This is a genomic window from Winkia sp. C0117E2, assembly GCF_056590455.1.
Genome location: NZ_JBWPWD010000005.1, coordinates 137,455 through 152,716 on the forward strand (window position 1 = coordinate 137,455; position 15,262 = coordinate 152,716).

Consider the following 15,262-nt stretch of genomic DNA (forward strand, 5'->3'; position numbering starts at 1 on the left):
AAAGAGTGTGCCCTCGACACCGCGGTGCCGAGGGCGAAACCTTTTAGGCGCGCTTGCGGCGGGTTGCAAGCACACCTGCGCCGGTGGAGAGTCCGGCTACTGATAGCCCTGCCAGCAATCCAGCGGTAGCGCCGGTTGCTACCAGAGTATTGGCGGTATTGGTGTCCGCGGCGGACGTGGCGATCTTAGTTTCGGGCTCGTCCTGATCTGCGAGCATTTCTGCAGCCTCGTCTTCGGAGGGGACTTCTACAGGGGCAGCCTGGGTGTCCTTTTCTGCCTGTTCGGGCTTGGCATCGTCCTTGGCAGGAGCGGCAGTGTCAGGCTGAGCCTCGGCAGCCAGGTCCTTTTCGTAGGCCGTAGCAAGCTCATCTAGCTGGGGCAGGATGTAGGCCATAGCGTGATTTAGGTAGGCCGGGTGTGGGGCGGCGAACCAGTCCGAGAATAGGGCGGCGATGGTCTTTGACTTGAATTCGGCGGGCTGCGCCAGGGTCAGCGCTTCGTTGCGGGCAGCGCTGGTGCGGGCCACTACCCGGTCGTTGATTTGGGTAATGTTTAGCTTACGCGCCTCTTCAATGGCTGCGTGTATAGCCGGCGCGTACTTGCCTAGCTTCATCTGCGCGTTGATGTAGTTGTAGTCGGAGGGTAGTAGTTTGCCGACTATTCTCTTAGCGCAGCTCTCTTGGAAGGAGTTCAAGGTGGCTAGGTCGGCGCGAAGCGCTGCGTGGGCATCGGCCGGCTGATCCTGCAGCACCTTGGTAGCGGCTGCAATGTTTTTCCCGACTATGCCCGAGATTCCGGCGAGTTCGGTAGCGTCTGCAGCTTCCTGGTTTTTCGTTTCCGCGATTTTTGCTTGCACCTGCTGCTTCTGCGACTCGTTCCACTTGCCCCAGACAGTAGCCACGTAGGCGTCTATGTCCTGGGCGCTCTTTAGCCCATCCAGGTCGCTCTCGTTCAGGCCCGGCACGTTGGCTGCCGCATAGATCGCCTTCACTTCGGACTGCGCCTTTGCGGTAGCTTCGTCTACAAGCTTCTGCGCGTCCTTTTCGAGGGCGGACGCCACGCGCGCCTTGCCCGCCGCGTTTGTGGGAATACCCTGGCCCAGCTTCTGGCTAGTTAGCGCTTCGCGTGCCGCAGTTTCCGCACTAGCAGTATCGATGGGTGATTCCGCCGCTGGGGCGGATACTGACACGGTGCAGGCATAGCGCGACAGGTCCGGTGGCGCTGACTCGGCATTCGCGGGGGCAACGATTCCAGCAAAAAGGGTAGCCGCCAGTAGTGGGGCGGCAATAATTACCGGTCTGATTCGCATATTTTCCTCTCCTGTAACGCCCCTTATGTGCAGGCCGGCATGTTCGCATGGTGCGCAGTCAGCCCGTGGGGAACGGCGAAACATCTGGGGCGACGGCGCTGAGATGGGGCGCGCGCCGCGTATTGGCATATACGAAAATACCGTTTATCAGACTCTTGCGGAATAAGCTGTTTCCAATCGATGGGCTGTAATAGTTTCTATTCACTTCTTTGTTTTGCCAATTTTGCCATTTTCATGCACTCACATATTTTTTGCGCGCTAAGGCCGGTCGCGCTATAACGAAAAAAGGAGGGGGAGGAGGAACTGCCTATTGCGGCAGATACACTAGCGCATATACACTAAGCCAGTTTCCGCACTGTTACTCATCTAACTTAGGCAACCCTAAGATTGCATTAACTGGTGCCAGCAAGGCCTGCAGGACTAGCGGCAGTGCCGCGACAATGCAGTGCAAACCGGTTGCATTTACCCAATTGCCACCCTCACAACTACCGGTACGGCGGCCGCCCTGAATCAAACTCCCAAACAGCCATAAATCGCCTACAGCAAACCCCTAGCATTTAACACGTAAGACATTTCAGCCTTCTTGGCATCGATCTGCACGCTGAAGAATGAGGGACGCGGCTCAAAGCCGCGGGGGCGCTTGGCCCGCCTTACGTCTCTAACCCGGTAGACCTCACCAATAACCACGGCCGCTTGCGCAAGACTCCCCAGACGGCTGGATCACCATAGCCCCACCTAGTCGGATACCTTATGTACAAATCGGAACACTCTGTGAGATTTAACTATTTTTCCATCGCTTCCGATTAATAGCGCCAAGATTGCGAAAATGCAGGGGTAATTTTCTTTATTTTTCATACGCAGCTGTCACGCTAACCGAAACCAGAAAATGCTCAACAATACAGATAGGCATAACTATTTCTTCTTGGTAGCATCAGGACCAATTCTGCCCTACATTACTGCGGAATTGTTCGACAATAGTGAATGCGGAAGGGAAAATGAACAATAAACTGCTCACAAATGGCAGCTACGGCAAATCTAAGCATGCGCTTACTGCCCTAGTTGCCGGCGCGCTAGCCTCATCGCTGCTAGCTACGCCTGCTTTTGCTGCGGCAGCCGACGGACCGGCTGCCGCCCCGCAGAGCCCTAATCCTGAACAAGTGATGGAAGAGGTAAAAGACACCGAGGCTGACCTAGCCAAGGCGCTCCAGGACCTCCCCTCGGAAATAAAGAACAATCCCCTGTCCGGGGATGCCTTGCCTGCCGCCGCCGACAAGCTGGACATGAAGCCCGGCGCTGTCAAGGAAGTTTCTGAACTAGGCGGCTGGAACGCCATTGACGGCGGCAAATTCACCGTCCTGAAGGCGCGCGAGGACGGCCTGTATTTAAACTCGTCAGCAGGTACGGCGGTCGACAATTCTGACGAATCTCGCGATCCGAAAACTCAGCTGTACCGCAATGTTCAATACTTCACAAACGAGCAGGCATTAGGTACCCACCCCTACGTGCTTGCGCTTGGCCGCGGATATGACAATTTCTCGCGAATCTCCGGCGAAAAAGCAATAGGAGCCAACGGCAATAAGTTCGTGTCCGGGTATAACGGCATCGAACGCTCATTCAAGGCATACTCGCCTAAGTATGGGACTAATTTGGTCCTTGACTTTGCCACGGGTTCCTTAGCGCAGACTAACAAGCCAGCTGGTTACAGGGTGCGCGTAGTTGCCAATGCCAATGGGGCGGAAAAAGTTCTTTACGATGTAACTTTCAACCCTAAAGAAACGAAAGTTGATAATGAAAAGGGCTATACGGTAACCACTATTGGAGATGGTAGCGGAGAACCCAAACTAGGCAACAAACCTGCAACTGCCGACGAAATTGCCGCTGGAACAGCTATACCGTACGTCCAGGGGGCAGACACCACGGTCAAGTACGCAACCCAGTTCAACAATGGCGACCTGACCGGCGTCAAGTCGGGCGCGGTGGGTAGATTTACTTCGAAGCCGATTCTGCTGGACAAGGGCGTGACCGACTACAAGGTGCAGATCACCCCTGACTTCGAAAATGACACGGGTGTTTTCGATTCAGACCATGGTCAAACTGTAGGCCTACAGCGTAACGTGAAGCACTATACGGTTCCGTTGTTCAACGCGTTCAATGTTGACCAGAAGACCGACGTTACCGCGAAGGAGCTACTAAAGGCTCAGCTCGAGGCTCTGAAGGCCAACCGTGAGAAGCATGTTGCTGATAAGTCGGATCCGTCTATCGCAAATCTAGATGCGGTAATTAAGGAAGTTGAAGCCGCTGTCAACTCTAAAGAGGTAAAGTCAGTCGACGAGTACAAAAAGCTCGGTTCCAAGCTGGACAAGGCTAAAGAAAACCTGATTGACATCAAGGATGCTTTGAAGGCAATCCAGGACGAAAAGGCAAAGAAACTAGCCGAGATTGACAAGGCCCCGGGCGCCCTTGATAAGGACAAAGAAGCGGCTAAGAAAGCGGCTGAAGCTGCCGCAGAACAGGCAACCGCTGCTATTAAGGCTGTTGCCGAAAAGGAAGCTCTTCCCAAGACTCTGGAAGACAACCTTAACAACATCAAGGCCGTTACTGTTTCTAACAAGGAAGCTCTAACCGCTAAGGTTGCTGACGACGAGGCATTCCAGAAGACTCCTCGTTACGTCAACGCAGATGAGCACAACTTTGTGAACGCCGATGGCACCCCCAACACTGAAAAGAACAACAAGGCACCAGAACATGTCGCCGCGTACAAGAAAGCCCTAGAAGAAGCTAAGAAGGTTGCAGACAACCCGACTGCTACTCAGGGCGAGGTTGACAAGGCTCTAGCAGCCCTGAATAAGGCTCGCAAGGACATTGAAGACAACTACGCCACTGACTTGGAGCCCCTAAAAGACTCAGTGAACACCAAGGGCGGAGTTGACAACACAGAGCCCATCTACGTAAACGCCACTCCTGAAGAACAGGAGGCATATGACCAGGCCAAGCAGGCTGCGGCAGATCTACTGAAAGATCCGAACGCAACCCAAACCCAGGTGAACAACGCTAAGAAAGCCTTGGATGATGCCAAGGCTGCACTAGACAAGCACCCGACCGACAAGCAGAAGCTCTCCGCACAGGTCACTACCAGCTTGGACAGTGATGCAGATTCGCCGAGCGTGTTCTACAAGAACGCTAAGGATCCTAACTACCAGGCACCCGAAGGTGTAGACAAAGAGGCCGCTAAGGGTTTCGCTGATGCCTACGACAAGGCTCTAGCAGCAGCGAAGAAAGCTCTAGCAGACCCGAAGGCATCCCAGAAGCAGGTTGATGCGGCACTGGAGGCTCTAAAGGCTGCAGAAAAAGATCTGCACACGCTTTCCTCCGACCCGACGGACCTGGTTAAGGCCCAGAATGACACTCTGGCCGCGAAGGATCTGCCTGCCTACAAGAATCTTGTAGCTAAGGCTGCCAAGGAAGGGCCTGAATCCCAGGCTGCCAAGGATCTAGCTGCATACAACGATTCCCTGAAGAAGGCAACGGACGTGCTGCTGCAGTTCGCTGATCCCAAGGCAGACAAGCACCCGGCTCAGAAGGACGTCGAAGCCGCGAAGGCTGCACTGCAGGCTGCCCGCGATCTAGTCGATCCGTACGCGACCGACACCCGCGCGCTTGAAAGCACCGCTAACCTGGAAAAGGCCATCAAGGCTTCCCCCGCCTACGCCAACGCTGACGCCGCCGCGTACATGGGTAAGGATGGCAAGCCTGACGCAGAAAAGAACAAGCAGGCTAAGGAAGCTAAGGATGCCTACGACAAGGCTCTAGAAAAGGCACTTGAGGTACTCGCCAACACCAAGGCCACCCAGGCTGAGGTAGATGAAGCGACTGCCGCCCTGGCAGATGCTGGCGACGCGCTAGCACCCTTCGCAACTGACGCCTCCAAGCTGGCCGCGCAAGCCGCTGCCGCCACCTCCTTTGAGGAATCCCCGCAGTTCGTCAACGCTCTGGCTGCCAAGAATGGCGATGCTGAAAACGCTGATGTCGCTGCCTATAAGAAGGCTCTGAAGGACGCAAAGGATACTCTGTCTAACCCGAAGGCCACCCAGGCTGAGGTAGACAAGGCCCTGGCTGCTCTGAAGGCTGCTGAAGATAAGATCGTGAAGGACTACCCAACCGATCCGTCCAAGCTGGAGAAGGAAGCAGATGCTGCCGCAGATCTTCAGAAGGGTGCCGATTTCCAGGCTGTCCTGAAGAACGCTGCCACCCAGGACGCCGCCAAGGCATACCAGAATGCCCTGAAGGATGCGAAGGCCGTACTGGCTGACAAGAACGCCACTCAGGCTGATGTAGACAAGGCCCTGGCCACGTTGAAGGCTGCGGGTGAGGCCCTAAAGAAGGCCGAAGATGCTGCCGCATCCAAGCAGGGTGGCGCTGCTGCCGGCAAGGATGACACCGGCAAGAATGATTCCGGTAAGGGTGGCGCTGCTGCATCCGAATCGCAGCGTGTTGTCCGTACTGTCAAGACCAATACTGGCAACCTACCTGTAACCGGTAGCGCAGGAGCTTTGCTCCTGATCGTGTCTTGTGCCCTTATTGGTGCAGGTACCCTTGCGATCCGTCGCAAGAAGGGTAACTAGTTAGGTACAGATAACTAGATAAGGAAGGCCCGCGTGACGCTTTGGACGCCACGCGGGCCTTTCGCTATCTTCAGCAAACAACCAAGGCCATCAGGCCCGGGCTTCCGGAGCTTTCGCGAACCATGGTGTTGAACCGCGAAACCAGGTCGAAGTCGCCAACCAAGGCGTTGTGGACCAAGGTCCGCGAGCCAAGAAACACCCCCAGCCCCAACCCCGCCACCCACTACGCAAAAAGGGCAAGAACTTTCGTTCTTGCCCTACTCCAGCGGGTCGGGGTATTCGGTCGCTACGCTCCCTACGACCCCATCCTCGCTCGGCGCAAAAAGGGCAAGAACTTTCGTCCTTGCCCTTTTGACCTTACTCGTCGGGGTGACAGGATTTGAACCTGCGACCTCTTCGTCCCGAACGAAGCGCGCTACCAAGCTGCGCCACACCCCGTGGCTCACAAAAGCATATCCTACAAAACTCCAAAGCCGAAAATTAATCCGGAGTCAAACACGCCACACTATGCCAGCACCTGCCCTAACACCCAGAAAGCACCAACCCCAACCACAATCGACACCAACGCATTCGCCCACCGCCAATGCACCAAAGCAGTAGCAACAATGCCTCCCAAAGCAGGCAACCATGATGCCAACACCCCAAACTTCACACCCGAAACCGTGAAAGTCACCAGAATTACCATCACCCCCAGCGGCATAGTCTGCGCAACAATGCGCATTAGCTCCGAATCACGCACCCTACGCAACGCCACAAAAGGTACGCCGCGCAGAGAATAGGTCACCCCGAAAATTACCGCCAGAGCCGCGGCCACATACCCATAATTCACTTCGCCCTCCGCAACCTAAACCACGCATTAGCCAAAATAAGCACCGTGAATAAGCCCAGCGCAACCACTAGCATCTGCTCCCGCGCAAACAGGACCCCAGCTATGGCGCACCCAAACGCAGCAATCCCGATCCCCCACTGGCGGTTTTGCTTGTACGCATCTACCGCCAACGTCACAAACAGGGCCGTCAGAGCAAAACCCAAAAAATTAGTATCGAAAGAAAGCAGGTTACCCACCAGGGCGCCAGCCGCCACACCCATCACCCAATACGCCTGGCAGAGTGCTTCCGTAGTAACCACCTGCACGCCACTGAGCGTGCCTGCAGGACGCGACGCAAGCAACGCGTACGCCTCATCGGTGAGCGCATGCACCCCATAAAGCCTTCCCGCCAAAGAACGAACCCTATGTAACGGAAACGAAAGACCATAAAACAGGTGCCTGAAGTTCACAAAGAAAGTTGTAACAGCAATCTGCGGTAGCGACACCCCCGTAAGGATTAGCCCCACTGCAGTAAACTCCATCGAACCGGCATAAATCACAATCGAGGAGACAATAGACAGCCACACCGGGAATCCCTGCGTAACCGCAAACACGCCAAACGCAAACCCCAGTGGCACATACCCGAGCCCCACCACATAAGTGTCCCGTAAAGCCTTCTTGGCCTCTACAACAGATCCCTTCATGAGCCAACACTAAACGAGCCGAATGCACTAGCGCAGCAAAAACCATGATTCGGCAACAGGAAATCGTTACATAACTGGAACTATTTTGCCAGCTTCTTGTTACCCCACTTTATGGATGCTCCGCTAAAGTGGACACAATGACAGACAATCCGCAAGCCCCAAAGAGACGTTCACTTAGCGAACGGCAAGCTGAGCTGGGCAGCCACTCCAGCCGCGGAATAGCCTCTCAAGAAAACGGGAGCAGTGGCGGAGGAGTAACCTCCACACCGTACACTGGACAGATCCCCAAAATTACCAACGAGCACATGAACCCTCAAGTAAAAGAGGGATTAGGGGTTGCTACCACCGGCATGATGCGGGCAATCAAGCCCACCACGTCCGTGCCTGCCAAAGCACAAAAACCCACCCCCATTCCGGCCACCCCAAAACGCACTAATAGCACCCGCCAACTACCCGAGGACCAGCTGGGCGAAAGCCGACTAAAACCGACGGGATGGCTGCCTGACCATTACGCCGCCTTCTCGCTCGCACTAATCCCATTCGTAGTGGGCATGCTGCTAGCACAGCCCAGTTGGGAACACATTCCCCTATTGGCGCTGTGGATCGTGTCATTCATGTGCTTCAACGCGATCGGCCTGTGGCTGCGCTCCAACCTAGACCACAGCTACTGGGCACCCGCACGCACTTACTCAGCAATAAGCGCGGTACTTGCAGTAGTGAACCTGATCGTCAGCCCATACCTGACCGAATGGACGGTAGTCTTCCTTCCTTTTGCCGTCACAGCAGCATGGCAATGCTTCACCCATAATTGGCGCACCCCTCTTACCAGGCTGTGCACCGTTTGCGCCTCCTCGCTAATGACATTGGTGGCCTATGACGTAGGCACCGGATTTTCCCGCCCAGAATGGGTGCCAGACTGGTTGCAGCATTCTAGTGGCCCCATTCCCGGCCAGGGCGCTACTGACCCACAGGTTACTGCCTGCTGGGGTTGGGCGGGCGTGTGCGCGATAACAATGGCCGCAGCATCATTTGCGACCATCACCTACCTGCGCACGCTCGGCCGCAAAGGTCTGACCCTGAAATACTTCGTGCCCGCAGCAGTAATTCACGGCCTACTGGTTCTTGGGGCAGCGCTCGGATGGGGCTTAGGCAGCTTTAACCTAATCACATTGGCTATCAGTTTGGCCTACGGCATTCGCCTGGCCTGCGTTCCGTTAATCCTAAAGAAGTTGACCAAGCCTACTGGAGTCATGCTAGTGGTTTCTGTAGAGACCGCACTATTAGCCCTACTTGGTGCCTCCCTAGTGTGGTAACCGCCTAGCCACCCACCTGCGGCGGCATCCTTTCAGCAAAAAACTCGTAGGCCCTAGTTTCGGTATCACTATCTAACCCGAGGGCATTATTACGTCTTTGCGTCCACTGCTCCAAGTAGGGCACCCCCCGTTTTTGAGCTTGAACCAAAATATTGCGGTAATTATCCATCCCATGCGGATTACGGGCCGGAGCATCCGTAGTGTCAGCCACGAGCGACGGCAGCTGCGGATCCACTGAATGTTCATCCAATCCTGGCACCGCATCGGAAGTATCGCGCACAAACAACACGTCCACCCCGTTAGATGCTGCCCTTCTGGCCGTATCCGCCCTGGTTGGCCCCGCTACCGCCAGAACTGACTTGACATTGTATTTGCGAGTAAAAACAGGGTCTGCAGCGAGCGAGGTCGCAACGGCACTGCCCTGGGAATGGCCAACCAACTCAACAGGTTCGCCGCGAGCGCCAGCCTGAGCCAACGCGGACTCGACAATGCGCTGCTGATCAGTTTCCATTCCCGCCACAGCTTGCAGGTTAGTTTGCATGCCCAGGGGGTTACTTCCGCCAGAGGCGAAGGTTTCCATGCCTCGAATATTCACAGTCCACGACACGTTTCCGACCTTGTTCACATGCTTTAGTACCTCGACATGCGCCCCAGGTGAGTCCGGCCCACAATTCTTGATCTTACTGAGCCGGTCAGCCATAGTGGATGCGGTCAAGGCAGTGGGAACTGACGGCAAGGCCCCGTTTACTTCTACAGCACAGGTGGGTGACGGGAGTGCAGGCTTTTTCCCGAATAGATGGTTAATAGTTTGTCCCTTGCTACCCAGTTCAATTAGGTTGGCGCCAGCTAGCAGCGTGGCTGCCCCCAGCACTAGGCCCGGCGACCGAGAGGTGTCGATTAGGGCACCTTCCGCGTCTACCCGTGAAACTGCTAACTGACGGACTGGGGATGTTGCCCCCACGTATCGGATTTGCCCATCGGGGCCGACAATCCTGATCCTTCTTTTCCCGAAAGCTGGGTTTGCTACAAACCCCGCCAATGCTGCGGCGGGCATTGCCGCACTCTGTGCCGGGCTCTTCCCTCGAAGGCTGCCCAAATAAGCAGTTGTTGGAAACATCCAGATAGAGGTTAGGTTCATCCCCCTGGCCGCCAATTCCCCTTCGACCCCTACCGGCCTACTTACTCCAAAGATGGGCAACAGTGCAACCCCGGCTGTTACCGGGCCGGCGAAGGGTTGCGGAACTAGCTGCAATGCTGCTACCACTAGCCGCCCCAGCGGATTCCTGTGCGCCCGCGCTAGGTTCTTCTGTTCTGCCCTGTCATATTTTTGTGCCGCAACCTGAATCCTGGTAGCAAAATCTGCAACCTGGGTTCTTACGTGATCCGTCTGAATGCGAAGATGGCGCAGCTGCCCTACATAATAAGCGCCCCGCATGCCAAAGACTGTTTGTTCGGTTCGCAACATGGCCTCAGCGGTAACTGTTAGCCCCTGAGCCAACAGGAGCCTGCCAAGGAGTAACCGTAGAAGTGTTACAACGGATCGCAGCTGGCTAGTGTCGACCCGCGCAGTGCCGGTTGTCCAAATGTCCATTACGCCCCCAGCGCTACCACTTGCCCGTGCAGTTCGCGCGCGCAGGCTACCAACGCTACAAGTTGACCACAGATCACCTCAGCCTGGCTGCGAGCCGCAGCAGCAGCCGCGCCCTGCCATATTCCAAAATCGGGGGTGTAGTCGCCAAGTATTGCTTCCAATTCATCTTGTAATAGAGCTAGTTGCAGCCCCGCTAGACCAGTTTTCATGTTTGCCTCCTGCCAGCAGGATAGGAGGAGCCGAAATCCAAGATGTTTTGTCCACACACCGTAGCCACTCAAATAGCTCAATCATCCCTGTGGAAACAGCATCCGCTCTAAGTCAGACAGAGACTTTTCAGGCAAGGCTTGCGGGCCCTTAAATAAATTCACTTCGGCCGCCCCCAGCGCCGCGCACGGCGGGGGGCGAACCGAAGTGAACAAAAATCGCTATTTAGCCTCGGGAGACTTGCCTTCGATCTCTACATCTTGCTTGTGTCCGTGACCGCCGCAGCCACAACCACCTTCACCGCAAGCGCAACCGCCCTCGCTAAAGTGAGGTTGACGGGCAGCCCACTCAACCAATTCCACACGCGGGCCAGTAAAGAACGGCGTATCTTCACGCACAAACAGGCGCGCTTCCGCATCTCGCTGCACGCGCAGCACGCCCATAATGCGCGACAGATCGTCATGCTCCAGAGCGATAGTCCACTCGTAGTCACCCAAGGCGAATGCCGCCAGCGTCGACACCTTCACGTCCAGGTAGTCGCGGGCGTTCATGCCGTGTTCCTTCAGGATCGCACTGCGGCGAGCCTTAGGCAGGTAGTACCAATCCCAGCTACGCACAAACGGGTAAACCGCCACATACTTGCGAGGCACCACGCCACCGAAGCAGGCAGGCAAGTGCCGGGTATTGAATTCTGCCGGTTTGTGGGCTGACATTGCAGACCAAACCGGCTCCAGCATCTGCCCCAGGTCAGAACGCACCAACGCATGGTATGCGGCCTGCAGTTTGTCTGCACTGTCCGAAAGCGCCCACAGCATCAGGTCGGCATCCGCGCGGAAGCCGCCCACGTCATACCAGCCGCGAATCTCGACACCAGTGGCCTTTACGGCCTCTTCCATGCCCTTTGCCAGGTCTTCGACCTCGTCTGCAGGGAAGGCAATTCCGGTACGGAAAACGCACTGCAACGAGTAATTGTCGCGGGCGTTGACCTCGTCCGGATCGACGTGCGCAGCATCGCGCGGGTCATATTCGTAAGCGGGCTTGTCCGCATTCGGGTGAGCAATGGAATCTGGGTGTGCCATTGGCATTCCTTCCTTATTTACTTTCCAGGCAGGCGGGCAGTTTTTCGTAGTCCGCTACCGGTTTGCAGGATTCGGGGTGGGCCAGGGCAGGCCAGGTTGGGCCGATCGGGTCGACGCCCTCGGTTTTTTCGGGGGCCAGCCGCTCGCAGATCACGTCAGCGAGGGCGGCGATGAAAGCCGGGTGCGTCCCCGCGGTTGCGGCACGGCGGTAACCTAGGCCCAATTCGGCTGCAGTCTGCTTGGCTTCGGTGTCCAGGTCGTAGACGACTTCCATATGGTCGGTGATGAACCCTATGGGCGCTACAACCACGTTCTTCACCCCTTCGTCTGCCAGCTGCTTCAGCCTGTCATTAATATCTGGCTCTAACCATTTTGCCATTGGCGGGCCCGAACGGGAACAGAAGGCTAGGTCTACCTCGACGTTCCTGTCGAGGGCGGCGGATACCCGCCGGCAGATTTCCGCGCCTAGGTCCTGGTGCTGCCGCAGGTAGCTCGGCTGGGACGGGTCGCCCGGCAACCCCGAGTTTTCGTTCATAGCTACCGGAATCGAATGGGTTACCAGCGTCAGGTGCGCCTGCTCTAGTTCGCTCATCGCCGCTACGATCGCGTCTACGTTCGCCGCCACAAACCCCTCGGTGGTGTAGTAGGGGCGCACCTTGTCCAGCTGAAATTCAGTGCCTAGCTCTGCCTGCGCAGCAGCCAGATCCTCGCGGTATTGGCGGCACCCAGAGTAGGAGGCAAACGCGGAGGTGAACAGGCAGAGCACCCGGTTGCGTCCCTGCGCATCTAGCTCGGCCATCGTCTCGGTAAAGAACGGATGCCAGTTGCGGTTGCCGATCACCAGCGGCACCTTCACGTCCCGCCGGTCGAGTTCGGCCTGCAACGCCCTCATAATCTCTTCATTTCGGGCATTGATGGGGCTTACCCCACCAAAAAGCTTGTAGTGCCCGCCAACCTGGATCAGCCTGGCATCTGGAATGCCCCGCCCCCTGGTGGCGTTGCGTAAGAAAGGCAGCACGTCGTCGGGCCCATTAGGTCCGCCATAGCTGCAGACCATGATCGCATCTGCGCTCACGCAGTTTCCTCCCTGAGATCGGCCAACGGACAGTAGCTGGCCATTTTCCTTGGTTTCACGTCGGCTTCTACCGCGGCTTCCGCCAGGTCAATCCCCATTACCGCGTGCAGAGCCCGCACGTATTCGTAGTCAGAACCGCGCGCCGCTGCCAGCCGAGCATTGACCGACGGCACGTGGGCCAGCCGCGAAGCAAAGTGGTGGAGCGCCGAGGCGGCGTCTTCGCGCGTCATCTGTTCCCGGTGCGGTAGGCGCGCAATCTCTTCATCCAAAATGTGCCAGATGTGTTCCCGAAGAGCGACTACCACCGGGTCCATGCGGCGCGCCTCAATTTCGGTAAAAGTATCGTTGACTGCCTGCGCAACTAGTGCATGCGCCTTCTGCAGATGCGTAGTTGCCGCCGACGGGATCTGTTCTTGCACGTCCTGCAACGACACGACGCGCACGTTAGGCACCTCCCTAGTGTCCTGGGCAACGTCGCCAGTAAGAGCCATGTCAAGAATGGTTTGTGCCCGCTGGCGCTTGGCCATCGCCTGACCCACTAGCTGCGCGTTTAGTACGGGAGCGCCCAGTCCGCGGCAGGAAATGACCAGGTCTGCCTTCGCGAGGGCGTCCACCAGCTGATCTGCGGCGATCGGGGTAACGTCGTGCCCCTGGGCGAAACGTTCGGCTCGTCCCGAGGACGAATAACACGCAATATCCTCGATCTGCCGCCCTCGCAGTTGGGCCACGGTAGCCCCAGCGTAGGAGCCGGTTCCAATAATTAGCGCGCGCACGGCCCCCGGATCCACCTGCCACACGTCCTGGACCATGGTGAGGGCGACGGCCACCACCGAGCGGCCCGTACCTGCCAGCCCGGTTAGGCGGGCCACGTTTCGCGAGGCGTGCAGGGAAGCTTCCACTGCCCTTGCCAGATCGGTAGAGGTGGTGCGCTCGCGGGTTGCTACGACGTGGGCTCTGCGTAGCTGACCAGAGATCTCGCGTTCCCCTACGACCATGGAATCCAGGCCGGAGGCAACTTCAAACATGTGGGTCAACGCGCCCTTGTCTACCAGCACTTGGGCCCGCGAGTTTGCGGGACATTCATCCGAGCCTACGGTGTCTGCAGGGAAGAGCGCATTTACTACCACCAGTGCCACGTTGCCGGGGTTGGCAGTGTTTTCTGTGTCCAGGTAGATCTCGACGCGGTTGCAGGTAGAGAGCACCATCGCCCCGCGCACGTCCGGACGGGATGTGAGTCTTTGGGCTAACCCTTCACAGTGCCTCGCTGCTTCGCCTACTCGATCTAGCCCGTGCACGCTGTGGTGCACCGATATACTCATCAAACCCACGCGTTAGATTGAACCAGAAAAAAGAACTTTTTGTGACACATCGCTTCTTCCAGTCGCAAAGAGGGCGTGTCTCACACCCCGAAACCCCTGGTTGCCTGTGCAGATACCACTTTAGGTAAACTTGGGGCACAATGGAGCTCTGAAGAACTGAGAGCGTAATTTAACAACAGGTTAAGTATCGAAATTAGGAGCATCATGGCTGACGCATCCCCCTTTTTGCAGGCCTTGGAGGGTAAGCGTCCCGCGCGCACCCCGGTGTGGTTCATGCGGCAGGCTGGCAGGTCGCTCCCTGAGTATAGGCGGCTTCGCGCCGGAAAAAACATGTTGGACAGCTGCCTAAACCCCGAACTGGCAGCGGAAATTACTGCCCAACCAGTACGTCGACACGGCGTAGACGCGGCCGTCTTCTTTTCGGACATCATGGTGCCGCTCAAGCTGGCAGGCGTTGCCGTAGATATCAAGCCTGGCGTCGGCCCGGTAATGGGCAAGCCCTACCGCAATGCTTCTGACATTTGGGAGCTGGTCAGCCACGCCCCCGGCTACGCCACCGTAATCACGGAAGCGGTCCGCCTTGCTGCAAAAAAGGTGGACGTGCCCGTCCTGGCTTTCGCAGGCGCCCCCTTCACCCTGGCCGCCTACCTGGTTGAGGGCGGCCCCTCGCGCGACCACCTGGCTGCCCGCGCCCTGATGCATTCTGCTCCCCAGTCCTGGCGGATGTTGGCAAACTGGTGTGCCGAACTGTCGCTCCAGTTCGCGAAGGCTCAGATCGCCGGCGGCGCCAAGGCTTTCCAACTATTCGATTCGTGGGCCGGTTCCCTGTCCCGCGGCGACTACTTGCGATACTGCGCCCCCTATTCGCGCAAAGTTCTAGAGGGCGTGCGCGCCCTTCGCATCCCCACCATTCACTTTGGGGTGGGCACCGGCCCCCTCCTGACCGATTTTGCCGAGGGCGCCACCTGCGTGGGCGTGGACTATCGCACCGACTTGGCGGATGCCATTACCACCCTGCGCAAGCACGGCTCGCCCTCGCCGCTAGTGGTGCAGGGCAACATTGATCCGGCAATGCTGGCCTGCGGGCCGCGCCTATTGGACGCACACGTGGACACCATCTTGGACGCGGGCAAGGCCGCCGATTCGCACATCTTGAACCTGGGCCACGGGGTGCCCAGGCAAACTGATCCACACGTGCTCACGCGCCTAGTGCAAAGGGTGCATAGACTGTAGGA

11 protein-coding genes and 1 tRNA gene are annotated in these 15,262 nt (G+C 57.2%); 3 read left to right on the forward strand and 9 right to left on the reverse strand.

Annotated features, from left to right (window positions below; translation table 11 throughout):
* Nucleotides 1-43 precede the first annotated feature (43 nt).
* Nucleotides 44-1,309, reverse strand: coding sequence for a hypothetical protein (locus AC1EKG_RS07975; RefSeq protein ID WP_070424925.1), 1,266 nt, complete (start codon nt 1,307-1,309; stop codon nt 44-46).
* A gap of 995 nt (nt 1,310-2,304) precedes the next feature.
* On the opposite strand from AC1EKG_RS07975, the gene AC1EKG_RS07980 reads away from it, so the two are divergent.
* On the forward strand, nt 2,305-5,931 hold the full coding sequence (locus AC1EKG_RS07980) for an FIVAR domain-containing protein (protein WP_070424924.1): 3,627 nt from the start codon (nt 2,305-2,307) through the stop codon (nt 5,929-5,931).
* A gap of 364 nt (nt 5,932-6,295) precedes the next feature.
* Here AC1EKG_RS07980 and AC1EKG_RS07985 read toward each other — a convergent pair.
* The 3 genes from AC1EKG_RS07985 to AC1EKG_RS07995 form a co-directional block, all read right to left on the reverse strand.
* Nucleotides 6,296-6,369: transfer RNA gene (locus AC1EKG_RS07985), tRNA-Pro, on the reverse strand.
* A 67-nt stretch (nt 6,370-6,436) separates the two neighbouring features.
* The gene (locus tag AC1EKG_RS07990; protein WP_048706674.1) at nt 6,437-6,760 is read right to left on the reverse strand and encodes a branched-chain amino acid transporter permease; all 324 of its coding nucleotides are present in this window, start codon (nt 6,758-6,760) and stop codon (nt 6,437-6,439) included.
* Nucleotides 6,757-7,443, reverse strand: coding sequence for an AzlC family ABC transporter permease (locus AC1EKG_RS07995; protein WP_048706675.1), 687 nt, complete (start codon nt 7,441-7,443; stop codon nt 6,757-6,759). Before AC1EKG_RS07995 ends, AC1EKG_RS07990 begins: the two co-directional genes overlap by 4 nt.
* Nucleotides 7,444-7,748: 305 nt before the next feature.
* Between AC1EKG_RS07995 and AC1EKG_RS08000 the strand changes: the two genes are divergently transcribed.
* Complete coding sequence (locus tag AC1EKG_RS08000) at nt 7,749-8,756, forward strand: YwiC-like family protein (protein ID WP_070424922.1); 1,008 nt, start codon at nt 7,749-7,751, stop codon at nt 8,754-8,756.
* Between the two features lie 4 nt (nt 8,757-8,760).
* On the opposite strand, the gene AC1EKG_RS08005 is transcribed toward AC1EKG_RS08000, so the two are convergent.
* The 5 genes from AC1EKG_RS08005 to AC1EKG_RS08025 form a co-directional block, all read right to left on the reverse strand.
* Nucleotides 8,761-10,347, reverse strand: coding sequence for an alpha/beta hydrolase (locus AC1EKG_RS08005; protein WP_481067809.1), 1,587 nt, complete (start codon nt 10,345-10,347; stop codon nt 8,761-8,763).
* Nucleotides 10,347-10,556 carry a hypothetical protein gene (locus AC1EKG_RS08010; RefSeq protein WP_004807913.1) on the reverse strand — a complete coding sequence of 70 codons (210 nt, stop codon included), beginning with the start codon at nt 10,554-10,556 and terminating at the stop codon, nt 10,347-10,349. The genes AC1EKG_RS08005 and AC1EKG_RS08010 overlap by 1 nt, the downstream gene beginning before the upstream one ends.
* 219 nt (nt 10,557-10,775) lie before the next feature.
* Nucleotides 10,776-11,633, reverse strand: a complete 858-nt coding sequence (hemQ, locus tag AC1EKG_RS08015; protein ID WP_004807912.1) for a hydrogen peroxide-dependent heme synthase — start codon at nt 11,631-11,633, stop codon at nt 10,776-10,778.
* Between the two features lie 13 nt (nt 11,634-11,646).
* Nucleotides 11,647-12,708, reverse strand: a complete 1,062-nt coding sequence (gene hemH, locus AC1EKG_RS08020) for a ferrochelatase (protein ID WP_004807910.1) — start codon at nt 12,706-12,708, stop codon at nt 11,647-11,649.
* Nucleotides 12,705-14,027: a glutamyl-tRNA reductase gene (locus AC1EKG_RS08025; protein WP_481067810.1), complete on the reverse strand. Its 1,323-nt coding sequence runs from the start codon at nt 14,025-14,027 to the stop codon at nt 12,705-12,707. The genes hemH and AC1EKG_RS08025 overlap by 4 nt, the downstream gene beginning before the upstream one ends.
* A gap of 204 nt (nt 14,028-14,231) precedes the next feature.
* Here AC1EKG_RS08025 and hemE point away from each other — a divergent pair, with 204 nt between their 5' ends.
* The gene (hemE, locus tag AC1EKG_RS08030; RefSeq protein WP_274984142.1) at nt 14,232-15,260 is read left to right on the forward strand and encodes a uroporphyrinogen decarboxylase; all 1,029 of its coding nucleotides are present in this window, start codon (nt 14,232-14,234) and stop codon (nt 15,258-15,260) included.
* Nucleotides 15,261-15,262: the final 2 nt, after the last annotated feature.

What these genes read in the sequence shown, in the direction of transcription:
- AC1EKG_RS08000 (WP_070424922.1), top strand. Translation starts at nt 7,749, where the DNA reads ATGAACCCTCAAGTAAAAGAGGGATTAGGGGTTGCTACCACCGGCATG.
- AC1EKG_RS07975 (WP_070424925.1), bottom strand. Translation starts at nt 1,309, where the DNA reads ATGCGAATCAGACCGGTAATTATTGCCGCCCCACTACTGGCGGCTACC.
- hemE (WP_274984142.1), top strand. Translation starts at nt 14,232, where the DNA reads ATGGCTGACGCATCCCCCTTTTTGCAGGCCTTGGAGGGTAAGCGTCCC.
- hemQ (WP_004807912.1), bottom strand. Translation starts at nt 11,633, where the DNA reads ATGGCACACCCAGATTCCATTGCTCACCCGAATGCGGACAAGCCCGCT.
- AC1EKG_RS08025 (WP_481067810.1), bottom strand. Translation starts at nt 14,027, where the DNA reads ATGAGTATATCGGTGCACCACAGCGTGCACGGGCTAGATCGAGTAGGC.
- AC1EKG_RS07995 (WP_048706675.1), bottom strand. Translation starts at nt 7,443, where the DNA reads ATGAAGGGATCTGTTGTAGAGGCCAAGAAGGCTTTACGGGACACTTAT.
- AC1EKG_RS08005 (WP_481067809.1), bottom strand. Translation starts at nt 10,347, where the DNA reads ATGGACATTTGGACAACCGGCACTGCGCGGGTCGACACTAGCCAGCTG.
- AC1EKG_RS08010 (WP_004807913.1), bottom strand. Translation starts at nt 10,556, where the DNA reads ATGAAAACTGGTCTAGCGGGGCTGCAACTAGCTCTATTACAAGATGAA.
- AC1EKG_RS07980 (WP_070424924.1), top strand. Translation starts at nt 2,305, where the DNA reads ATGAACAATAAACTGCTCACAAATGGCAGCTACGGCAAATCTAAGCAT.